Below are 22,519 nucleotides of genomic sequence, written 5' to 3'. Positions count from 1 at the left end.
CCCTTCCTAACCGTTGATCGTGAATATGTCCGTGCTGGTGGCGGTGCCGCCGGCGGTGGTGACCGAGAGCTTCATGTCCTTGGTGGTGCCGGGCGGCGTCATCCCTGCGGGCACCCGTACGGAAATCTGGGTGGCGGAGGGCGTGCCGATGATCACCGCGGTGAAGGTGTCGAACTTGACCGTGACCGGGGTGAAGTTGAAGTTGTTGCCGTTGAGGATGATGGGCTGCTGGCCGGCCACCCCGGACTTCGGGGAGAACTGGGGCGGCGTGGTGGAGAAGGTCGGGGCGGGGATGTTCAGTTCGGCCCGGAACGGGTCGTCGCTGACGATGCTGCCCGCCGGATTGGTCACGGTGATCTTGACGTCGGCGTTGGTACTGCCTGCGGGCACCAGGCCCGTCGGCACCTGGACGACCATGCGGGTGGCGGTCGGCGCGCCGACCACCGTGGCGGCCACGGCCGCGAAGCGCACCTGCGTGCCGGCGGCGTTGAAGTTGAACCCGTTGAGCGTCACCTGCGTGCCCGGGGTGCCGTTGCCGGGGCTGAACTGGGTGGTCGGCTCGGTGAACGCCGGGGCGGGGTCCGCCGTGAACGTGTCGTCGCTGATCACCGAGCCGCCCAGGTTGCTGACGGTGATCCTGACGGCCGCGGAGACACCCCCCGGGGTCAGCCCGCCCGGCACCCGGGCCACGACCTGCGTCGATGAGGCCCCGCCCACGATCTTCGCGGGCAGGTCACCGAAGCGCACGGTCACCGGGGCGACGGCGAAGTTGCTGCCGTTCAGGGTGACCGGCTGCCCGATGACGCCGCTCTTGGGCACGAACTGCGGCTGCCCGGGCGACGGGGCCGTGAACGCGGGCAGCAGCAGCGTCCGCTCCATCAGGCTCATCCTGCGCTCCATGTCGGAGACGGTCAGCCGGCGCTGCCGCAGATCGCCGATCATGGCTGCTTCGATGGCGGTCACCCCCCGGGGCCGCTGGAGGGAGGCCAGCGGGTAGAAGCTGTGTCCGGACGGCGGCGCCGGCACCGTGTCCCCCTCACTGACCCGCACCACCCACACCGGCTTGAGCCGTACGGACGTCTGGACGCCCACGTCGCGGCTGTTGTTCAGCTCCGCGTCCACCGTGCCGTCCACCTCGGCCAGCGACACGTCCAGGTACACGGTGTCCGTCCGCGGGTCGGGCTGCGCCGCCGTGGGCGCCGTGAGCGCGGGCAGGCTCGGCTGGCTCTTGTACGTCACCGCCGCCGGGATGACCACCTCGACGCCACCGACCAGCGCGCTGCCCGGCCCCCCGGCATCGCCCGCCGCGATGAGGAAGTCCTGACCGTTCTGCCCGGTGGGCAGCGCCTGCACGGCGAAGCCGTTGGCCCCGGCCGCGGCCCCGTTACCGACGTAGCGGCTGATGACCGCGCGGACCGTCGCCGAGATCAGGTCCTGCAACAGGTTCAGGTCCCGGTCCAGGACCGGCACACCTTGCTCGACGTGGATGCCCACGTACCCCTTCTGCTGGTTGGCCAGCAGCAGTTCCAGCGGTGACTGCGAATAGTCCGCCACGGTCCCCCTCCTTCTGCGGGCGTTGTTCCGGTACGGCGTGATGGCTCGGCGAGATGGCTACGGCGTGATGAAGACGGGGCGCGCGGTCACCGGCATGGCGTCGGCGAGGACGCCGGCCAGCCGGGAGACCATCGCCCTGACCTGGTCCGGATCGGCGGTGCCCGGCGGCGCGAGGAACAGGCCGACGGTGTCCCGCCCGATGCGGTCGTCGTTGGTGCGCACGCCGCCGGCCCCGGCGTCGTACGTGTACGTCTGGAAGTCCTCGAACCGGCCGCGGAGCCCCAGCTTGGCCGCGCCCGTGGCGTCGACGGTGGTCGTCCCCGCGTACCGGTGATCCACGGTGCGGGTCGCGCCGTAGTCCGCACTCGCGTACTCCAGGCTCTCGTTGGAGCGGTGCACCAACAGGGTGCCGGACGGTGTGTCCACGGCGTACGGCCCGCGCCGCGCGTACGGCCCGCCTCCGATCCGCTGGTTGGCCCCCCACGTGAGCGGGGTCACGGCGAGGACGTTGCGGCTCAGGGACCAGCCGCCGTTCTGCGTCGAACTCCAGAACACCTCGATGTTGCCGTCGGCCGTCAGCAGCGCGGCAGGCTGTCGGTCGTGGTAGTCGGCCCTGGCCTTCGGCAGCGCACGGATCGGAGACCAGTCCGAAACCGCCGGATCGAGCCCCGCCTTGACCCGGTGCACGATGCTCCAGCGGGACTGGCCCGGCGGGCCGCCGCTCTCGTGCCGCGCCCAGAACAGCCACAGCCGCTGGGTCGTGCTCGTCGGATGGAACAGGACGAACAAGTCGTCCTCCACCCGCGGCGGCCGGCCGCCGTCCGCCGGCAGGGTCAGCGGCGCGGGCAGCCAGGCACCGCCGACGTTGCGGTTGTAGCGCAGCTCCCAGCCGTCGCCCACCGCCTCCAGCCAGAACAGCCACAGCCCGCCGGCGTCGTCCGCGACCGCGGTGGGCATCCGCCGCTCGGTGGCGGTGTCCCCGAACACGGTGGGCGCCGACCAGGTGGCAGGACCCGTCCGCACGCTGTACCAGATCCGCCACTTGCGGTCCGCGGGCGGCTGCTCCGGGTCGAACCCCTGCCAGAACAGCCACACGATCCCGGCACCCTGCGCGGCCACCGAAGGGTGCTTGTCGATGCCCGGCCGGTCCACCCGCGGGGCGCTGGGCTCCCACTTCCCGCCCGCGAACCGTTTCATCCAGATGTCCCAGCCGTGCGGCCGGCGGGTGTGGAAGAAGAACAGCGACGAACCGTCCGCCTCGCGCAGCGCCACCGGCCGGCCGTCATGGGCGAAGTTGACGGACGCGAGCGCCGCGGGCGCAAAGACGCCGGAGGCATCGCGCAGCGCGGACCACAGGTTCAGCCGCTCCGGCTGGTTGGTGCGCGCCACGTTGTGGACGTACTCCTTGGTACGGCTGGTCCAACCGGTGACCCGGGCCACGGTGGCGTCCAGCGTGGGCACCCCGCCGATGGTCCGGTAGATGCGCGGCGCGAACCTGACCTCGTTGCGCTGCGCGTCCACCGGCAGCCCGAAATCGGTCTGCCAGCCGATCCACTGCGCGAGGAGCGGCAGCAGGCGGCCGTCGACCCGGTCGAGGTCGCTGAGATCGAGGCCGGCGCGGACGAGGCTGTAGATCCGGTCGAGTTCGCCGCCGGGCAGGTCCAGGAAGCGGCGGAGCTGCCCCTTGTCGCGGTCCGCCGACAGGCCGCTGCCCGCCGGAGGGGTGCGGTCGGCGTCGTAGCGGCGGTAGATCGCCGGGAGCATGCCGTAGAGCAGACTCGCGAAGTCGTACCGCGACGTGGCCATGGCGGACGCGTGGTTGTGCGGGTCGGGGTCGTACGTGGGCACGGGGGAGCCGCTGAACGGGAACAGCGTGTAGTAGTAGACCGTCCCGCCCCGGAGGCCGGTGTCGACGGTGCGCGTGTCGGGGCCGATCGTGTGGGCGATGGGCCGGCCGTCGTCGGGGCCGGCCGGATGGGTGCCCTCCCGGCGCACCACGCGGATCCCGGGCGCGCGCCCCGGATCGGGGTTGTGCCAGCTCAGGTCGATCCTGTTGCCGGAGGGGTGGGCGGTGGCCGTGATGTCCGTCAGCCGCACCGTCCGTCACCTCCTTCCCTGTTCGAGGACGATGACCTTCAGGCCGAGGCGGTAATCGGGCTCCGGCGGGACGACGGGCACCTCGTTCGAGCCGAGCACGAGGGTGCCGTGCGGTTCGACCGGCGGGCCCGTCCGGTCCCCGCGCCGGAACTCGGTGATGTTCACGAATACGACGCCGGGAACGTCCTGCGTCTCCTCGTAGAACTTGCTGAGGTACACCGTCTGGTTGAAGTCGACCCGCTCGAAGTCCAGCAGACGGGCGGCGGCCTGCTGGACCTGGGCGACGACGTCTTCCCGTACGTGGAAACTCTCGACCGCCAGCTCGGCCGTCACGCGGATCGGGACGTAGTCGACGTCGGAGACCTCGATGAGCTGGCTGAGCATCCGCTTGTCCTCGAAGAAGCCTTTGAGGTCGGCCTCCAGCACATCGCTGACCTTGCCGCCGCCCTGCGGCGCGACGTGCAGCGTCACCTGGTTCCAGCCGGTGGCCTCGGCGCGGACCTTGCCGACGCCCTTGAAGCTGAGTGCGAGCGCCTCGTAGTCGGCGGCGGTCACCGCGCGGCGCAGGGAGCGGAACACGGCGGGGGCGTGCTGCACGGCGTGCGCGATGTCCTCGCGCTCCGCGCCGCCGGTCGCGGGGGCCGGATTGCTGACCGTCGCGCCGAGCAGTGCGAGCTGGGGCGCACCGACGATGGTGGTCACCGCGCCCGCGGGCACGTTGCCCGCCGAGCCGCCGCCGACGCGGTACGTGGCCCGGATCGCCGCCGCCTGCGGGGGGATCGCGCCGAACGTGCCGTCGCCGAAGACGACGGTGGCCCGGTCGGCGTCGTCGATCTCCACCCGGTAGTCGCGCTGCCCCGCCTGGCTGAACGCCAGGCTCTCCCGCAGCGTCCACACGGAGGGCACCGACGCGAGCCGGCTCTCCACCACCACGTCCTGGCTCGCCGGTCGTAGGATCAGCCCGGGGTGGGCGAGGGGGAAGCGCTGGTTGGGCGCATTGTCCGACGTGCCCAGCAACTCGTCCCTGATCAGGCGGCCCTCCTCGACCGGGATGCCGCCCTGTGCCGGGCCGAACACCTTCCGGCCGGTCGCCGGGTCGGCCGTCAGCTTCGAGAAGTCGATGACGAGCGGCGCCTCGCGGGTGTACTCGAACCTGACGCTCGGCTTGTCGCGCTGGCTCTTGGTCGCGAACGCGTCCCCCCGCGCCACGGTGACCGTCGCGGTGACGGTGCCGGGCACGGTCAGGCTCAGCGAGGCCGCCGCGGGGGCCGCGGTGCCCAGTTCGTAGCCGATGAGCCGCAGGTGTTCGATGACGCTGCGCCGGGTGCGGGCCGTGCCGAGGAAACTCTCGTTGGCCACCCGGTCCTGGTAGTAGCTGAGGATGTCGCCGACATGCGCGAACAGTTGCAGCAGTACGTTGCCGAAGTCGGCCTCGCCCGCGAAGTCCTTCCACTCCGGCAGTTTCTGTGGGATCAGCCCGCGCATGGACGCGAGCAGGCTCTCGTAGTCGCGGGCCATGTAGTCGATGACCGGCCGGTCGTCCGTCCTCTTGATCTCAGCCATGCCGCGTCCCCGCTCGTCCGTTCACGTTCCCGTTCACCGGAACTGCACCCTGACCGCCTGCCGGGCGAGGTCCCGGCGCCGTACGTAGGCCACCTCGACGGACAGCGACTCTTCCTGCGCCTGTACGTCCACTCCGCTGACCACGAGGTCGTCTCCCAGCCACCGGGTCAGCGCCTGGCCGACGGTGAACTCGACGGCCGCGGCCAGGATCGTGTTGGCGGGGTCGAAGACCAGGTTGAACAGCCCGCACCCGAACTCCGGTTGGTTGATCCGCTCCCCGGGTGCCGTGAACAGCACCTGGATGACCTTGCCGCGCAATTCCGCGCTCTCGTCGGGCTCCGGCACGATGGCACCGGCCGCGTTGACGCCGAACGGGAATCCGAACCCTGTCGCCACGCTCGCCCCCTCCCTCTCGCATCGCCGCTCGTACGCCGGTCATTGGGAGCAGGCCACCAGCGACTGCTGCTCTGCGCTGACCTTCGACTCGCCGGGTGTGGGCAGGCCGCTGCACGTGTCGATCACGTCCTTGTCGAGCAGTACCTTGACGCCGCCGATGGTCAGCAGCCCGCTGCCCGCACCGGCGCCGGGTGTGCCGCCGCCGAGCGGGGTGTCGAGGATCGACAGCGAAGTGACGAGGGGTTTCGGCGCGGCGGGCACGAAGTCGCTGCCGGCGGGCCCGGCGTGGCCGCCGGGTGGGGGGCCCGGCGCGGTCTGGCCCGCGTCGAGGGTGCTGCCGCTGGTGACCAGGGCCACCGGCACGCCGCTGATCCGTACGAAGTCGCTGAGTCCTTCCGTGATCGAGCCCTGGTAGGCGTACTTCCCGAGGCCCGCGTAGGGCGTCGTGCCGTTGTCGAGGGTGCCCGAGACCTTGTGCGTGTCGGTGCCCCGCACGCTGTCGCCCTTGACGGCGATGCTCTTGGCCATCGACTCAGCCCTTCTTCAGATCGATGCTGGCGGCGACCACCGTGACGCTCTGACCGGCGGCGTTGATGGTGAGGGGCGTCTTCGCCGTGAGGGTGACGGCGTCGGAGGACATCTGGAGGAAGCTGCCGGTGGCGTCGGTGATGCGGATGCCGTCGTCGGTGAGCGAGACGGTGTTGCCGCCCGCGTCGGTGATCGTGACACCGGACTGATCCATCGTCAGGAGATGGCCGCGGCTGCCCTCGCGGACGAGGACCCGTTCCTTGCCGTCGGCGTCCTCCAACTGGATGGTGTGCCCCTTGAGAGTGGCGAGGATCTTCGAGGTCGGGGGCGACTGCACCGCTTCCGCGTCCTCGGTGCCGGCGTCGGAGCGCGGCTTCGGCACCTGGCTCTCGTCGCCCGGCCTGCTCCAGTACGTACCGACCCAGATGGGGAAATCCGGGTCTCCCCGCTCGAACTCGACCCACACCCCGGCCTCGCGCTCCGGAACGAACAGCAACCCCTGCCCCGCGGCCCCTCCGTACGGGACGCAGGGCGTGGCCCAGCCGGTGACGACCTCCGGACCCAGCACGTCCGCGACGGTGAGCCGCAGCCGGCCGAGGCGAGAAGGGTCGTCGTTGTCGACCACCGTGCCCCGGTACTTGCCGTAGCAGCGCCGCCCGGTGTCCTCCACCAGGCCGGCGACGATGCGCTCCAGCGTCACAGCGACACCTCCGCGGCCAGGGCGCCCGCGGCCAGTGGTCCGGCCGCCGCGTCGGCCCCGCCGGTTGAGAAGTCCTCGTCGCCCTTGGGCGCCAGTGCGTTGCGCTTGATGCGGAATGCCTGGAGGTAGCCGTCGAGGGTGAACCTGTGGGTGACGTGCGTGACGTAGTAGACGCCGCTGTGCGTCGCCCCGACGCCCTTGACGGTGACGGTGGTACGGGGCCGCAGGATGCTGCCGTACTCGTTGGCGGCGACCTCGCCCTCCCCGGTCACCAGCCACTCGGCCTGGTCGTAGACGCTCTGGCAGATTCCGGTCATCTCCGGTACGCCGGTGGCCACGCTCTGCGCCACGTACACGAGCCCGGGCTCCATGCCGGGGCCGAGGACACCGGTGGCCGGCACCGCGCCCAGGGCGGTCTGGGAGCCGGGGACCGCATGCGCTTCCAGCACGTCGCCGGCGATGTGGTCGATCTGGAACATCGCGACGTCCGTGGGGGCCAGCGCGTCGACCTCCAGGCTGAACCGGTTGACGTTCGTCTCTTCCCCGAAGTGCACCGCGAGCACGGGCTGCGGCGTGTCGTCGACGGCCGGCGGACGGAAGTAGCCCCTGTCGCCGTCCACGAAGCACTCGAAACCGTTGCGCAGGGCCAGCCGCCTGAGCAACTGGATGTCGGTCTCGCGCTGGATGACGGTCGACACCGCCTCGTCGTGGACGATCCCCGTGTCGGTCACCTGCGGCGTCAGCCCGTACGCCTGGAACGTCTCGGTCGCGATGTCGCTGTCCTTCTTGTTCGGCCAGTCCTTGAGCCGCTCCACGCGGTCCATCAGGACGCTGGCGTCCGTGCCCCACACCTGGAGCCGGCAGGCGTCGAGCCCGGGGCCGAAGTCCGGGCGGACGTGCGTGATGTAGCCGGTCAGCAGTGGCTGCGCGTCGTCCTGCAAGCCCGCCGTGACCCGCACCCGCCGCCACACCATGAGCCGCTCGTCGTCCAGGTACGTCCACGCCCCGTCGGGGCGCAGCAGCAGTGCCAGGGTCATCCGGAACATCCCGGCCAGTTCCTCGTCGAGCTCGACCTCCAGGTTCAGCAGGTCCGCGTAGAGGTCCGCGGCTTCCACGCCGTCGATGTCGATGCGCAGGTCGTCGTGGCGCACGCTGGCCCTCTATCCGCTCACTGCCGCGGGGACCGCGATGGGCTGACCGAGCCGCCCGCGGTCGACCGGCGGCCCGACGTCGAAGCCGCGCGCCGCGATCAGCGCGGCCAGGTCCTGCGCACTGACGTCGATGCGGTGGTACGTGACGACGACGGCGCGGATGAATCGCTCGACGATTACAGTGACCTGCTGCCCGCTCACCCTCTGCATCTGCGGGACGAGCTCCACGTCTTCGGCCACGGTCACGTCGCGCACCCCGTTCACCGCCGACAGCGCGGCGATCAGCGCGGCCCACGGCGGGTCCTTCGCCGCGGTGGTGAGCGGGAAGCGGGTGGACGTCACGGGTTCCTGGCCGAGGAGTTCCAGGGGGGAGAGGAACAGCGGGTTGGCGTCGCAGATGTGCCAGTAGTGCAGGGGCTGCCCGTAGTAGGAGGCGGCGAGCTGGTCCAGCCGGTCGCCGGAATCCACGGTGTGCTCCAGCGCACCGGGCGTGTCGGGCAGCGGCCGGACGCCCTTGGCGGGCAGGATCCGGCCGCGGGCGTCGGGCGACACCACGTCGGGGACGGTGCGGTAGCGGGACAGCTTGCTGAACATGTGTCACTCACCCTGGGACGACGACGTTCGCCGCATCGGTGACGGCGGTGGCGAACCCCACGGTCGACATGACCTCCGTCATGGTCTGCGTGTACCGGTAGGGGATGCTGCTGCCCTCGATGACCGTGAGGGAGACCGAGACGGTGGCTCGGACGGGGTTCAGATCGGCGCTGAACTCCGTCTCGGTGATGTTGAGAGAGTTGATGTTCACCGGTAGCACCCGTTTGCGGCCGAAGATGAAAAGGATCAGCGGCGGGTTGGCGCTGCGGGTGAAGCTGAACCCGTCGGGCTTGTGCAGCAGCCGGGCGGCGAGGCCACCGAGCACGCTCTCCCGCTTCGGCTGCGTCATTAGCTCCAGCGTCGCGATCTGCGGGCCGATGCCGAACTGTTCGGTGACCGTGTCGCCGTCGTCCAGCCGGTCGGTGGCGTCGAGGCGGATGTCGAAACCGAGCTTCTGCTCCTCCACGGTCACCAACTGCTCCCGCTGGACGTCCAGCAGGCTGGAGCGCCGGCCGTGTTCGGTGCGCAGGGTGCGCGGCGGTGCGCCCGACTTCTGCGTCGCCGCTGCCGCCGCGGCGGCGCCGGCGAAGGTGTAGGACAGCGATCGGTTACGGGTGAGCTGCACGGGGTTGAACTGGAACACCACCAGCAGCGGCGGCAGGCTCAGCCCGTACTCCACGAATGCGCCGCGCAGAATGCGGGGCTTGTTGGGAAAGCCGTCGGTCATCTCGCCTAGTCCTCCCCGCCCTTGCAGGTCAGTTCTCCGGTTGCGCAGTGGCCGTGCGGATAGGTGATCAGGATCTGGCGTACGTTCATGCGGCGCGGGCCGACGGGTTCCACCCAGGCGAGGCACTGGAAGACGTGCAGGACGTCCGTGGGGGTGGAGTAGACCTTGTTCGGGTTGGCGCCGCCCGGGTAGTAGCGGGTCACGCCGCCGTGCGCGAAGCGCAGCGCCGCCTCGAAGTTGTTGCCGCACCCGTTGGCGTCGATCAGCGCGGCGAACCACGGGTTGTCGGGGTGCCTGGTGCCGGACAGGCCGCCGCCCAGGGTCTCCTCGGCGTGGCCGGGGCTGCTGGGCTTGGCCCAGACGACGACGGCCGCGGTGTTGCCTGCCAGACCGACCTGGAGGAGCACCCCTTGGACGAAGCGCACGATGTCGATGCACTGCGCCCCGGTGGCCAGGTCGTCCGCCAGCTTCCACGCGTTGTCGAGCCGGATGAACAGGTTGTAGCTGTTCCAGCGCTTCATGACGCTCGACACCAGCGCGTGCGGGTCGAGGGAGCCCGCCTCACGGGCGGCTTCGCCGACGATCCGCGTCGACGTCCGCATGCGCCGGAGCGTGACCTCCGCCGGTGCGTGGGGTGGGCCGGCGGTGACGTACACGCTGTGCCGGGTCCGGGCGATCTCACGCTTCCACTGCTGCCACTCCAGGTCCCACACGATCTGCCGGTTCTCCAGCGAGGTGACGGTGCCGGGCAGCGCGGTGGTGCCGACGAGCGGCAGCATCTGTGCCGTGCCGCCGTGCAGGGTGCCGGAGAATTCGAAGTTCAGCGCGGGTTCGGTGCTGCGGCCGGTCAGCCGGACGGGCGCGGTCGGCGCGTTGAGCGGGGTGATGTTGAGGCGGACGTCGGCGCGGACGCCGGTGCCCATGGTCTGGCTGATCGGGCGGCTGTTCGCGAGCCCCTTGTCGGAGAGCCACTCCGGTTCGCCGTACGCGTTGCCGTCGCTCTCCCAGTCGTCCTCGTTGTTCTTCATCAGTCCGTGGTCTGATCGGAAGGTGACGGAGCTGAGGAGCGTGCCGGGGTGGCTGCCCTCCTCGGCGTGCCGGGTGCCGCCCGTGCCGAGGGCCCGGTCGTAGAGTGCGGTGAGCTCGGGTTGGCGGGCGTTCGGCAGATTGTCAAGGAGCCGGTGGTAGTTGATGGCGGCCATGGCGGTCGCGAGTTGGTTCCCCGAGAGCTGTTTCAGCAGGTCGAGGGCGACCACCGCGTCCTGGTCGGTGACGGCCCAGTCGAAGAGCCCGTACGAGAGTCGGTCCTCGATGGTCTCCAGCGTGGTGGCGGGCGGTTGCAGCCCCGCGACGTCGGCGGCGAGCCGGTCGTACTCGGGGAGCCGCCCGTCGGGGAGGTTCTCCCGCAGCCGCTGCGCGTGGGTCGCGTCGTTGAAGAACACCGCCTGCTGGAGGCGGGGCAGCGACTTGAGGAGGTCCAGCGAACGGGTGGCGTCCTGGTCGGTGATGGCCCAGTCGAACAGTCCGTAGCCGAGGTAGTCCTCGATCTCGTCGAGTTCGGGGCTGATCGCGCGCTGTACGGTTTCGGCCGCCGGAGCCGCGCCACCGCACTGCTGCACGACGTGGGTCAGTTCGTGGGCGAGCAGCCGGTGGTCGTGCTCGCTTTCGTTCTGCGCCAGGTGGATGTGGTGGCCGTGGGTGAAGGCGCGGGCCCGGATGTCGGCCGCGTACTGGTGGGACGCGGAGTCGGTGTGTAGCTGTACGTGCGCGAAGTCCTGGCCGAAGCGGGGCTCCATGAACGCCCGGGACGCGGGCGTCAGTGGGCGTCCGCCGCTGGTGGGCGGGGGAGTGGTCGGCGTGCCGCTGTGCCCGGTCGGCAGCCGCTGGATGGCGGGGCGCGGGGCGGCGGGCGCGGGGCCGGGGGGCGCGACGATCCGTTCGGCGACGCGTTCGGCCTCCTGCTCGTACCGGTCGCCGGCGAGCCCCAGGAGCGCGCTTGTCTGCACGGGACCGCAGCCGGAACAGCCTCCCGGGCAGCCGCACCCTGAGGGGCCGTCGTGCTCGCCGTCGCCGTCTTCGGCGAGGCGCTGGAGGTAGTCGCTGCCGAGGCTGCGCTGCAACGCCAGGTCGGTCGCGGCCCTCGCCCGGGGTGCCTGCGGCGATGCCGGGCGCGGCCCGTGCGTCTCCGTGGAGTGGGTGGTCTGGTGCGGCATCGTCAGCATGGCCCCGCCCTTCCGGCGGCCCCGACGGCGTCGCCGGCCGGGGCCGGCTCCGTCCAGAGCTTGCCGATCTTCTCGAACTCCCGCCGGGCTCCCCGCAGGATGTGCCGCCGGCTGATGGGCCCGCCGTCGGCCGCGGCCAGGAACGCCGCGTTCAGCACGATGTTCTTGATGCTGCCGCCGGCCACCGGGAACTCCCGGGCCAGCGCGGCGAAGTCGAGGTCCGCCGCGACCGGAGCCTGCGGCGGGAAAAGGCCCTGCCAGATCCGCAGCCTGCTGTCGGCCTCGGGGAACGGGAACTCGATGATGAAGCGGACGCGGCGGGTGAACGCGTCGTCCAGGTTCTGCCGCAGGTTCGTCGCCAGGACCACCACGCCCTCGTACTCCTCCATTTTCTGCAGGAGGTAGCTCGTCTCGATGTTGGCGTACCGGTCGTGCGCGTCCGACACCTCGGTGCGCTTGCCGAACAGCGCGTCGGCCTCGTCGAAGAAGAGGATGGCGTTGCTGGTGCGCGCCTCGGTGAAGACGCGGGCCAGGTTCTTCTCGGTCTCGCCGATGTATTTGCTGACGACCCCGGAGAGGTCCACGGCGTACAGGCCGAGCCCGAGGTCGTGCGCCAGCACCTCCGCAGCCATCGTCTTACCCGTCCCCGGGACCCCGCTGAACAGCACGCTCAGCCCCTTGCCGCGGTGGGTCTCACCGCCGAAGCCCCAACGGTCGTACACCTGGTGGCGGTGGCGGAGCTGGTCGCGGACCTCCCGCAGCTGCTCCATCCGGTCGGTGGGCAGCACGAGGTCGTCCCAGCCGGCGCGGGGCCGCACCTCGACGGCCAGGTCGCCGAGCCGATGGCGGGACAACGCCCGGCAGGCGGCGGACAGGTCCGCCAGGGTCATGGCGCGCGGCAGCGGCTCCATCAGCCGCCGGTTTCGGGCGTACCGGATCGCGGCCCGCATCCCGCCGGGCGACAGGCGGAAGAGCGTCGCCAACTCGGCGGCCCACGCGCCCGGCTCGGCGGTGTGCTCGGCGAGCAGCCGCCGCCACAGTGCGGTGCCGCGGGTCACCTCGGGCAGCGGGACGGGGACGGGCTGGAACAGGGCGCCGGCGAAGCTCTCCTCGCCGTCCCAGGCCGATTCGCCGGTGAGGAACACCAGGTCGCCGAAGTCGGCGACGGCCGCTGCCAGGGCGGCCCGCAGCGGTGCGGCGTCGTCGTGGCGGAGCGCGTCGGCGTGCGGCAGGTGGACGGCGGCCCGGCACAGCCGCGCCTCTCTCAGGTCGGTGCCGTACGCAGGCTGGTCGCCGAGGCTGAGCAGCCCCATGCCCAGGTCGCGGCAGGTACGGCGGGCCAGCTCGCGCTTGCCCGCGCCAGGGGGGCCGTACAGGTAGAACACCAGTGGGCGGGCGTCGCCGTCCTGTTTGAGGTGGTGTTCGGCGAGGCGGCGCAGGCCCTGCGCGAGATCCGCGTCGGCGTCTTCGGCATCAATGTCGTTTTCGGCGGCGTCCTCCGCGCGGTACAGCCGTGCGTCGGGGGCGTCCGCGTCCAGCAGGAAGCGGCAGATCCGCGGGTCCAGCGCCAGGAACTGGGAGAGGCCGGTGGACCCCGAGGGGCTCTGCGGGTCGTCGATCTTCCGCAGGATGCCGGTGCGCAGCAGCGGCGCCGTCTCCTGGAACGCGCCGAGAGCGGCCCAGCGGTGCCGCTCACCCGGGCAGAGCAGGTCGAGGACGAGATCGACGCTGGGGCGCTTGCGGGTGATGTCGTCCTGGAGGTAGGCGTACAGCCGGTCGTACTTGCGCCGCAGTTCCGGGCCGAGGCACACGGTGACGGCCCGTAGCTCCCACGGGCTCAGCGCGAAGAGCGAACCGAGCGCGGGCAGGGCCAGCGTGACGCCGTTGGCGGCGCTGCGCTGCACGCGCGCGTCGATCTCCGCGTCCAGCCGGTCGAGTTCGGTGGCGGGGGAGGGCGGGCCCTGGGGTTGGTGGGTGAGCAGCCAGTCGACTTCCTGCCGGGTGATGTAGACGGTGCGGGCCGCCTGCTGCCGTGGGGCAGCCTCGTTCTGCAGGCTGACCGTCGCGAGCCGGCGCTCGATCAGCAGGTCGAGGCGGCGCAACTCGTCTGCGAGGTGCTCGCCGTTGTCCCGGTACGCGCGGTGGGTCATGGCGTGACCTCGAACACGAACGTGCGGCGGAACAGGTGCGAGACGTCCACGCGCACCTCGTAGAACCCGGCCTTCAGGCTCGCGGCGAGCGTCACCGTGAACGCGTCACCGCTCAGCGGCACCGCGGCCCCGGTCGGCTCGCCGCCGAGACGCACGTCGGCGAGCCACCCGGCCAGGTGCGTACCGGTGAACGTGAGCACCGAGCCAGCCCGTCCCGCGGCCGGCGACATGGCGGTGACCTCGGGCGGGCTGAGGGTCGCCCGTACATCGGGAATGCCGACCCGGCGCACCCGCTTGGGCAGCGGGCGGGCCGCGCCCGGCAGCCGGTCGAGCTGGACGGTGGACACCTGGTAGAGCACGGAGAGCCGGAACGGCTGGGCGAAGGTGCTCCAGATCCGGCTCAGCTCCTCGTGGTCCAGCGGCGCGATCGCGATCTGCAGCTGCTCGTGGGCGTCGAGGAGACCGGGGTCGAGGTAGGTGCGGGGGACGACCGGGTTCTCGTGGAAGACCCGCATGGCCTCGCCCACGCTCTGGTGCGCGGTCACGTTGCCGCTCAGAGGGTCGTTGGGCGCATAGGGCGTCAGCAGGTAGAAGAGGTACAGGGACAGGGGGGCGTCGAGGAGTTGGTCGGTGGTGCCCGGCCGGAGTGCCCAGTCCTGGTTCTTGAGGTACGGATTCTCGGTGATCTTGTAGAGGAAGAGGTTGATGCGTCGGCCGCCGCCCGGCTCGTCGGGGGCGAGGATGGTCACGTCCATGGCCGGGGTGAGCCGCATCTCACCGACCAGGAGGCTGCGCAGCGAGGCGCTGACCATGCCGATCGCGGTCCCGGCGCTCACCGCAGGATCCTGCCGCGCAGCCGGGGGAGATGGCGCCGCACCCAGAAGGCGGCGATGCCGTCGAGGGGCGGGGGCGGGGGGCTGATGATGACGGGCGGGGCCGGCTGGAGGGGGATGGAGGTCGGCGGTTCGGCACTTGGTGCCGCCGCGGTCTCCTCCGGCCAGGGCATCCGCGCCGGGGATCCGGGGCGGGGCGTGGTGACGCTGCGCAGCGGCTGGGTGGGGAGGGGGCGGTGGCGCGGGCGGCGGTCGGGAGGCGGCGGTGGGGGTGGGCCGCGGTGCTCGGCGGGGGCGGGCTCCGGGCCGGGTCGCGTCGCGAGTGCGCGGAGCTCAGGGCCGTGCGGTGCTGCCGGGCGCGCCGTCGGGTGGGGCGATGTGGACGGGGGTACGGCGGGTCGCTCCCGCGGGGTGGTGCGGGCTTGCGGCCGAGTGGTACGTACGGCCGGAACGGTCGCCGACTGCGGAGCCGGTCTGTGCGGTGCGTGGTTCGGTACGCCGCTTGTGGTCGGTGCTGGTGCTGGGGTGTTGCCCGGTGGGGCGGCTTCCTTTGGCGCGTGCTGTCGGGGGCGCACCTGCACGCCAGATGACGGAGGCGCTGACGGCATCGCCGTGATCCCCGGGACCGTCACAGAAACCACGTCCGCCGCCCCGTCGTCACCTTCCCTTGGGGACGACACGGCAGTGGGCCGCTTTGGTTGGTCCTGCTCGTCCTCCTGGCCGCCGCTGGCAGCCACGTGACGCGCGGTGGCTTCCGCATCGGCTTCCGCACCCGTGTCTGTGCCCGCGCCCTTGCCCGTACCTGCGTCTTCGTCTGCGTCTGCGTCTGCGTCTGCGTCGAAGAAGTCATACTCGATCCGGGCCGGCAGAACATCCCCGCCATCAGACCGCCCGTACGGCACATCCGGACCACTCGGCATCCCGTACATCACCCCCGAGCTACCAGGCCCCCCGTACGGTTGCCCCGAGCCGTACCACGGCCGCAGGTACGCGAACCCGACGCCCGGCAGCGGTGGCACGAAGGTGACGCGCACCCCGGTGTCCTCAGGGAGTCCGAGCAGCGCGCGTACCCGGGCGCGATGCCGGAACGGTCGCCGCCCGTCAGCCAAGACACCCCGCAGGTAGCCCTCATTCGCCACTGTTGAGCACCCCGATCGCGTCGGCGAGCACCTCGATGTAGGTGCGCCGCTTGTCGCGGGTCAGCTCCATGATTTCGTGTTCGCTCCAGTGGTAGTGGTACGCCAGGTAGTGCACTTCGCGGTAGAGCAACCCGCTGTCGGTGCGCAGGTCGCCGAGGAAGAAGCGTTGGATGTCCAGCGGTGCGATGATCACCCGGCCGCAGTGGACGCACCGCGCCTCCATCGACTGCTCGACGGATGGGGCGAGTCCGTGCATCCGCTGCTCGATCTCGGACCGGGCGGTTGCCGACAGCTCGGCTATCCGCCGCTGGTCCGGCGGGTCGCCGTCCGGTCCCAGCCGCTGCACGCAGCGGGCCAGGAGCGAGGTCAGGGCCTCGGCCTCGTTGCTGGCGGACAGTTCCGCGAGCTCTTCCTGGTCGGCCCCGTTCGGCAGCCGGAAGGTGACCTCCAGGGGTTCGGCCGTCAGCGTCACCGTGTGGGCGGGGGCCCGCTGGCCGGCCTCCTCCACTGGCACGTCGGCGAGCGAGAACTCCAAAGACACCTGCTCACCGCACTCCGCCCAGGGGCAGACGAGATGTGCGCGGACCACGTCGCCGAAGCTCGCCCTGCGCAGGTGGAGCAGCAGGTACTGCCGGTCGGCGACCAGCAGTCCCCGGGCCACCTCGGGCGGTACGGGCGAGATGCCGCCGAGCCGGCGCACGCAGTGACTGAGGACCTCCGTGACCAGCGCCGCGGGCTGCGGCGCGCGCGCGTCGGCGAGCAACTCCTCGTCGCGCCCGGTGAGCACCGCGAGCTCGAAGTCGCGGTGCAGCCGCCCCTCGGCGTCCCAGTAGCCTCCCGGCAGTACCCCCACGGACACCTCTACGTCTCCTTGGCCTCGGTCACCGAGGTGTCCCGCACCCAGCCCTCGTTCTCCAGCTTGACGGTGCTGATCATCACGGCGTTGCCGCTCGCGTCGAGCTGCGGCAGTGCCTGGTACTCCGAGACCCAGCAGCGGAAGATGTTGTACGCCAACACCTTCTGCCCCTGGTGGTTGTAGACCTCGATGCTGATGTCCTTACGGAAGGACGCCAGGGACATCGCCGCGTCACCCTGAAAGTTGTTGACCTTGTTCGCCCACGCCTCGAAGGTCGTGTCGTGCGTGACACCGGCCTCCAGGGTGAGCGCGTCGTACTTCGTCTTGCCGGGGATCTGGTGCGGCCCGCTCGAATCCCCGCCCTCGTACCAGGGAGTGACTTCCGTGGTGCGTTTGAGTGCGCTGCACTTGCTCAGGCCGGCCACGTACTGGCCATCCACCTTGATCTTGAACTTGAACCCGAGGTACGGGTCGAACCGCGTCGCGTTGACGCTGAACTTGGGCATCGGGCGCTCTCCTTCCACTGGCGGTCGTCACTCACCCGGACGCGAGGCCCGCCTTCTGGCTGATCTTCACGACGACGAACTCCGCCGGCTTCAAGGGTGCGAACCCCACCAGGACGTTCACGACCCCGTTGTCGATGTCGGTCTGCGTCGTCGTCTCGCCGTCGCACTTGACGAAAAAGCCCTCCGTCGGCGTGGCACCTTGGAACGCCCCCTGACGGAAGAGCGTCATCATGAACGAGCCGATGGTCAGCCGTAGTTGCGACCACAGCGGCTCGTCGTTCGGTTCGAACACCGCCCACTGGATGCCGTTGTAGATGCTGACCCGCAGCATGATCGCGGTACGGCGGACGGGCACGTAGCGCCACGCCGGGTCCGAGGTGATGGTGCGCGCGCCGAACACGACCACTCCCGCGCCGGCGAAGCGCCTGATGACGTCGACGCCCAGCGGGTTGAGGTTGCCGTGCTGCACGTCGCCGAGCTCCGCGGCGAGCCCGGCCACGCCGTTGAGGCTCGCCTCCGTGCCGGCCGGCGCCTTCCACACGCCGCGGCTCGCGTCGATACGGGCGTACAGTCCCGCGACGAACCCCGAGGGCGGCAGCAGGACGGGCTCCCGGGACCGGCCGGTCGGGTCCAGCGCCTTGACCCAGGGGAAGTACAGTGCGCCGTACGAGTTGGCGACCGTGAGCTTGGTGCGGAAGGCGGCGGCCTCGTCGGCGGTGTCGTCGTGGGAGCCCGTCTCACCGATGTAGAACACGTCCTGGAGCGGCCGGTTGGCGCAGTAGGCCATGCCGAGGTCCAGCATCGACGTCGTCGCCTCGCCGGGGACGGCGAGGAGGCTGAAGTCCGTCACGTTGTCCAGTCGCGGGAAGCCTGAGCTGAACGTCGTCTCCGTCACCGCGGCGACGCCGTCGCTGCCGAGCGTCACCGGCGCGATGACCGGAGCGGTCAGCGCCGCGTCGCCGATCTGCACGACGTCGGCCCTGGTGGGGCGCCGGACCGCCGCCCCGTCCTCGGACCGCCCGCCGTTGCCTGCGCCGAGTTTGAGCAGGCCGGTGGCGTCCGCGGTCGCCGCCGGCTGGACGCGTACGGACGAGGTGGCGAGGGTGGTGGTGCCGGACTGGAGGACGAACCGGGACTGCCCGGCCACGGTCTCCACGGCGCAGGTGAAAGCGGTGAAGGCCGTGGCGTCGGTGGACGTCTTCTTCCGGGTCAGGGCGCGCACCGCGGTCTGCACCGCCGTCGCCACGTCTGCCAGCACGGTCGAGGCGCCGGCCGGCGCGGGCAGCGTGACCGCCTGGAACCCGTCGGCGTCCAGGTTGATCTGGAAACCGAGGTTGCCGTTCAGCGGCAGGGTCGGTGCGAAGCCGCCCCGGTGGATGCCGCGCTGCACGCTGAGGTTGCCGGACAGCAGTTGGGCGCTGATGAGGGTGGAGTTCTGCGCCAGGACGCTGACCGCGTAGTTCGGGGCGGTCGGGTCGACGCTGAGGTTGTCGAAGACCTCCAGCGGGGCGGTGTCCTTGAAGTTGGCGGGCACCACCGCCGGGTCGACCTGGCGTCGCACGCTGACCTTGAACTCGTTGCCCGGGTCGAGCGTTCCGTCCTCGATCTGGAGGAACAGCGTGTTGCCCCAGGCGCCCTTGCTGCGGGCCGAGAACGTCATGCCGCCGGCGACCGGCGTGGCCCGGTTGTTGACGGTGACGGTGGCGGTCGCGGCGTCGGTGCGGGTGACGCGCACGACGTAACACTGCCGCCCGCCGTTGTTGAAGTACTGGAACACGCTGTGCGCGAGATATCCATCGTCCGTATACGTCCCGTACCGGCGCTGGAATTCCGTCCAATTCGTGATGCGGGTGGCTTCTTCCGGGCCCATCTCGGCGAAACCGACGAAGGCCGCCGTGGACGTGCTGGCGACGTCGAGCGGGCGCGTCCCGCCGGCAATCTCCTCGATGTAGACACCCGGATAAGTCAGAGTCGCCATGGTCGTCTCCTGTCGCAATACAGTCAGCCCGACGCATTCGTACTGCGGGCCGATTTCGGGCTCCCTCAGTCGTCCTGTGCCTCGGGCCGCTTGGCGGCGGCCTTTCTCCTCCGACCCGGCGATTCGGCGGGCTCCGGGGCCGGCTCGGCTTCCTGCACAACCTCTTCGGTGGTCTCCGCCGGTACGCCCTCGACCGCGATCACCCGTTGCGCCCGCAGCTTCTCCACCTTGGCGCTGCCGGCTATCTCCGCGTCGGGCAGTTCCCGCGAGACCTCCCCGGGAGACAGCCGTACCGCGCTCCCCGAGGCCAGCTCCACCACGACCGGCACGGAGGGAAGGAGACTTCTGATCCTTACGGCCACGTCGAATCTCCTCACTGCGGGTGCGCCCCACGTCATGCCGCCTCCCGTGGCGGCAGCGCCGGAGCCACGACGCCAGCATCACCCTGCGCCGTCACCCGTCCGTCACCACGGGCCGGTGTCCGACCCCGCGCCGACCGCGGCAACGCCACGGTGACGAGACGGCGACAGGCTGGCATCATGACGTCCGGAAGAGGCAGAACCGGAGTGTGCGTGGTCCGCATCCTGGCGCAGAGCCACGGAGCGCTGATCACGTTGCAGATCAACCCCGACATCGACAGATTCTCGATGGGCGCCGAATCATCTACCGCAGACGTCGAATCGGCCCTACAGACGATGCGGGAATTCTTGCAGTCCTTCCTCGCCGAAACTCCCGGGAGTTGATACAACGAGCATCCGGCACCTGGCGGCTGAACGGCGACCCATCGCCTGATTTCTCCGACTGGTGAATTCCGGGCGGGGGTCTGATGGGACCATCTTTTCCGTACTTTCTGATCTCTGGAGACATGGGTGCACCACCTCCAGTGCTCCACTTGTTCGGCGAACTCCACGTAAGCGTCGGAACACGACGGGTGGACATTCCGATGAGCTGCCGACGCCTGCTGGCCTTCGTCGCCCTGCGCCCCTTTCGGGTGGACCGGGCCTACGCCGCGGGCTCGTTGTGGCCGGTCACCGACGAGGACCGGGCGCACGGCAACCTACGCTCAGCGCTGTGGCGGCTGAACCGCGTGGACGTCCACCTGCTGTCGGCCGACAAGCACGGGCTGACCGTGCACGATGACGTGGTCGTCGATCTGCACGCGGTCAGCGCGTGGGCGACCCGCGTCATCGAGCACACGGCGACGCAGGACGAGTTGCGTTCCGCGCCGCCGGGCCTGGAGGCGCTGGAGCTGCTGCCCGGCTGGTACGACGACTGGGCCCTGATGGAGCGCGAACGCGTCCGGCAGCGACTCCTGCACGCCCTGGACTCGCAGAGCCAACAGTTGCGGCTCATGGGCTGCCATGCGGAAGCCGTGGACGTCGCGATGGCGGCGGTCAGCGCCGAGCCGCTGCGCGAGAGCGCGCAACGCACCCTCCTCCTGGCGCATCTGGCCGCCGGCAACTGGGTGGAGGGCCGGCGCGGCCTGGAGATGTACGCGCGCCTCCTGGAGCGTGAGCTCGGGGTGGAGCCGGCGCCCGACCTCACGGACTTGTTGCGGGACGGCGGCGACGCGCGCAGCGGTGGTAGGGGCGAGAGGGACGCCAGTCGGCAGGGGTGATCCGCACCCCGGCCGCCGGAAGGGAAACCATGCTGACCACCGAGGACCACCAGGGGTCGCTGCCGTACCCGGTGCCCGCGACGCGGGAGCGGTCCGCGGCGCCGGTCCCGGAGGCGGGGAGCGGGAGCCCGACGCTTCAGCGCAGCCTCGGCAACGGCTATCTGCAGCGTGCCGCCGCGGACGGCTGGGGGACGGGCGACTGGGACGAGGACGACGGCATGAGCCCCGCCGCGCCGTGTGGTTGCGGGGACGGCTGCGGGCCGAGTGGGGCCGCGCAGCCCAAGCTGACCGTCGGACCGACCGGCGACGCGTACGAGCGGGAAGCCGACCGGATCGCCGAGCGCATCACCGAGGCGCCGGGTGCGCAAGGCGGGACGCCCCTCGTGCGCCGCCGCGTGTCGGCCGACGAGGCCGCGCCGGGCGACACCGTGGCACCGGCCACCGGCGGCCAACCGCTGTCGGCCGTCACTCGCGCGTTCATGGAGCCGCGTTTCGGCCGTGACTTCGGCCATGTACGGGTCCACACCGACGCCGGCGCCGCCGCGTCGGCACGTGCGGTGCACGCCGACGCGTACACCCTCGGCCGCCACCTGGTCTTCGCCGCCGGACAGTACGCGCCGGAAACCATCCAGGGACAGCGGCTACTGGCACACGAACTGACCCACGTGGTGCAGCAGACGGGCGGCACGGGCCAGGCCGGGAGCGACTCCCCCGCCGCCGGAGGGCCGAGCGCGACGGCCCCCGCCGTCCAGCGCAAGGTCACCGCGGACGGCGTCCAGGAAGCCCGGCCCCGTTACAGCTACTCCACGCACTGCGGGTGGATCGACTGGGGCCACGTCCGGCCGGACGCGGCCGAGCTTCTGATCAGCCAGGTGCGGGCGGCGTCCGCGGTGCTGAGCGCGGAAGAGGCCGGGCGCTCCGGGCAGCCCGGCCACCACGCGGTACGGCACGACGAGCCGGGAGTCGGCGTGTACGAGGACTGCCCGGGGCAGTACGCGCCCGGCGAGCGCGCCGCTTCGGCCCGCCCGCGGGCGCCGCTGTTCGAGCGCACGCAGTTCCCGAACCACACGGAGACCGACCTGTACGGCTTCGGGGTCGGGCAGTCCGATGCCGCGCTGTTCGCGGGCGCCCTCTCCCCGATCGCCACGGAACTCGCCGCCGACCCCAAGGCGTCGGGGGAGATCTACGGATTCTCGGACTGCATGGGCGTGGAGCGCGCCAACGTGGACCTGCGGGCGGCCAGGGCGCTGGCCGTGCTCCGGATGTTCCCCGAGGACCTGCAGAAGCGCTTCACGGCGACGACGTTCGCCAGTGCGCAGCAGTACCTGGCGAGCAACACCCACGAGGAAGGGCGGCGCCGCAACCGAGCCGTCGCGATAAAACTCCTCCGCCCGCTGCCCGCGGAGAACGTCATCGCCACGCAGCGGAGCGCGTTCCACGGGGTGACGGTCAACGCCGCGAGCGTGTTCTCGAAGATCCTCCAACCGCTCACGCCCGACCAGGTGCTGCGCGTGTCCCTGGCGATCTTCATGGCCGTCTCCACGGTGTTCGAGGAGACGCAGGGCTCGACGGACTTCCTCACCGGCTCGTCGTTCTCCGAGGAGGACCTGCCGTCCAACCTCATCAGCTTCTACGTCGCCGCCAACCACTTGAGCTACCGGACGGACGTGGAGAAGATCTGCGACGTCTGGGACCCTGCCCGTTCCCTGGCCGCGTTCCAGGGCTACACCTTCGGCCGGACGCGGTACACCTTCAAACAGACGCGGCTGCCGGCCGGCGGGGCCTGGCCGACGCAGTTCGACGCGATCCAGCCAGAACCGCCCGGACGGCTGTGGCAGATAGGGCCGATGACGCTGATCGCGCCGGGGAGCGTGCAGTACGTGCCGTGAGGCGCGGGGTCAGCGAGG

General features: G+C 71.0%; 20 protein-coding genes. 3 read left to right on the top strand and 17 right to left on the bottom strand.

The features are described from left to right. Positions 1–6 precede the first annotated feature (6 nt). From ACZ69I_RS09200 to ACZ69I_RS09120, 17 genes are all read right to left on the bottom strand, one after another. Positions 7–1,554, bottom strand: a complete 1,548-nt coding sequence (locus ACZ69I_RS09200) for an IPT/TIG domain-containing protein (RefSeq protein WP_470831167.1) — start codon at positions 1,552–1,554, stop codon at positions 7–9. Between the two features lie 57 nt (positions 1,555–1,611). Continuing rightward, positions 1,612–3,651 (bottom strand): hypothetical protein, encoded by a 2,040-nt coding sequence (locus ACZ69I_RS09195; protein WP_470831166.1) that lies wholly within the window; start codon positions 3,649–3,651, stop codon positions 1,612–1,614. Positions 3,652–3,657: 6 nt separating this feature from the next. Continuing rightward, positions 3,658–5,214, bottom strand: coding sequence for a baseplate J/gp47 family protein (locus tag ACZ69I_RS09190; RefSeq protein WP_470831165.1), 1,557 nt, complete (start codon positions 5,212–5,214; stop codon positions 3,658–3,660). A gap of 33 nt (positions 5,215–5,247) precedes the next feature. Continuing rightward, on the bottom strand, positions 5,248–5,610 hold the full coding sequence (locus tag ACZ69I_RS09185; RefSeq protein ID WP_470831164.1) for a GPW/gp25 family protein: 363 nt from the start codon (positions 5,608–5,610) through the stop codon (positions 5,248–5,250). A gap of 39 nt (positions 5,611–5,649) precedes the next feature. After that, a complete protein-coding gene (locus ACZ69I_RS09180; RefSeq protein WP_470831163.1) occupies positions 5,650–6,138 on the bottom strand; it encodes a hypothetical protein in 489 nt (162 codons plus the stop codon). Positions 6,139–6,142: 4 nt separating this feature from the next. After that, entirely contained in the window at positions 6,143–6,838 is a 696-nt protein-coding gene (locus ACZ69I_RS09175) for a phage baseplate assembly protein V (RefSeq protein ID WP_470831161.1), read from the bottom strand. Further along, entirely contained in the window at positions 6,835–7,989 is a 1,155-nt protein-coding gene (locus ACZ69I_RS09170) for a phage late control D family protein (protein WP_470831160.1), read from the bottom strand. The genes ACZ69I_RS09175 and ACZ69I_RS09170 overlap by 4 nt, the downstream gene beginning before the upstream one ends. A 9-nt stretch (positions 7,990–7,998) precedes the next feature. After that, positions 7,999–8,583, bottom strand: coding sequence for a hypothetical protein (locus ACZ69I_RS09165; protein ID WP_470831159.1), 585 nt, complete (start codon positions 8,581–8,583; stop codon positions 7,999–8,001). A gap of 7 nt (positions 8,584–8,590) precedes the next feature. Next, positions 8,591–9,310 carry a hypothetical protein gene (locus ACZ69I_RS09160; protein ID WP_467678103.1) on the bottom strand — a complete coding sequence of 240 codons (720 nt, stop codon included), beginning with the start codon at positions 9,308–9,310 and terminating at the stop codon, positions 8,591–8,593. 5 nt (positions 9,311–9,315) lie between these two features. Next, the gene (locus tag ACZ69I_RS09155; RefSeq protein WP_470831157.1) at positions 9,316–11,532 is read right to left on the bottom strand and encodes an eCIS core domain-containing protein; all 2,217 of its coding nucleotides are present in this window, start codon (positions 11,530–11,532) and stop codon (positions 9,316–9,318) included. Beyond that, complete coding sequence (locus tag ACZ69I_RS09150) at positions 11,526–13,682, bottom strand: ATP-binding protein (RefSeq protein ID WP_470831155.1); 2,157 nt, start codon at positions 13,680–13,682, stop codon at positions 11,526–11,528. Before ACZ69I_RS09150 ends, ACZ69I_RS09155 begins: the two co-directional genes overlap by 7 nt. After that, positions 13,679–14,518, bottom strand: coding sequence for a Pvc16 family protein (locus tag ACZ69I_RS09145; protein ID WP_470831153.1), 840 nt, complete (start codon positions 14,516–14,518; stop codon positions 13,679–13,681). Before ACZ69I_RS09145 ends, ACZ69I_RS09150 begins: the two co-directional genes overlap by 4 nt. Beyond that, positions 14,515–14,688, bottom strand: a complete 174-nt coding sequence (locus ACZ69I_RS09140) for a hypothetical protein (RefSeq protein ID WP_467678111.1) — start codon at positions 14,686–14,688, stop codon at positions 14,515–14,517. The genes ACZ69I_RS09145 and ACZ69I_RS09140 overlap by 4 nt, the downstream gene beginning before the upstream one ends. A gap of 955 nt (positions 14,689–15,643) precedes the next feature. After that, complete coding sequence (locus tag ACZ69I_RS09135; protein ID WP_470831151.1) at positions 15,644–16,513, bottom strand: T4 family baseplate hub assembly chaperone; 870 nt, start codon at positions 16,511–16,513, stop codon at positions 15,644–15,646. A gap of 2 nt (positions 16,514–16,515) precedes the next feature. Continuing rightward, entirely contained in the window at positions 16,516–17,016 is a 501-nt protein-coding gene (locus ACZ69I_RS09130) for a phage tail protein (RefSeq protein WP_389908035.1), read from the bottom strand. 31 nt (positions 17,017–17,047) lie between these two features. Further along, complete coding sequence (locus ACZ69I_RS09125) at positions 17,048–18,994, bottom strand: phage tail sheath subtilisin-like domain-containing protein (protein WP_467678116.1); 1,947 nt, start codon at positions 18,992–18,994, stop codon at positions 17,048–17,050. A gap of 65 nt (positions 18,995–19,059) precedes the next feature. Then, positions 19,060–19,356, bottom strand: coding sequence for a hypothetical protein (locus ACZ69I_RS09120; RefSeq protein WP_467678118.1), 297 nt, complete (start codon positions 19,354–19,356; stop codon positions 19,060–19,062). A 210-nt stretch (positions 19,357–19,566) separates the two neighbouring features. On the opposite strand from ACZ69I_RS09120, the gene ACZ69I_RS09115 reads away from it, so the two are divergent. From ACZ69I_RS09115 to ACZ69I_RS09105, 3 genes are all read left to right on the top strand, one after another. Further along, positions 19,567–19,737 (top strand): hypothetical protein, encoded by a 171-nt coding sequence (locus tag ACZ69I_RS09115; protein ID WP_467678120.1) that lies wholly within the window; start codon positions 19,567–19,569, stop codon positions 19,735–19,737. A gap of 200 nt (positions 19,738–19,937) precedes the next feature. After that, the gene (locus ACZ69I_RS09110; RefSeq protein WP_467678122.1) at positions 19,938–20,612 is read left to right on the top strand and encodes an AfsR/SARP family transcriptional regulator; all 675 of its coding nucleotides are present in this window, start codon (positions 19,938–19,940) and stop codon (positions 20,610–20,612) included. A 29-nt stretch (positions 20,613–20,641) separates the two neighbouring features. Continuing rightward, positions 20,642–22,501, top strand: a complete 1,860-nt coding sequence (locus tag ACZ69I_RS09105) for an eCIS core domain-containing protein (protein WP_470831149.1) — start codon at positions 20,642–20,644, stop codon at positions 22,499–22,501. The last annotated feature ends 18 nt before the right edge of the window (positions 22,502–22,519 follow it).

It is taken from the genome of Streptomyces sp. NPDC036815 (assembly GCF_055609205.1).
The sequence above is the reverse complement of the archived record's forward strand: the minus strand, read 5'-3'. Positions and strand labels throughout refer to the sequence as shown.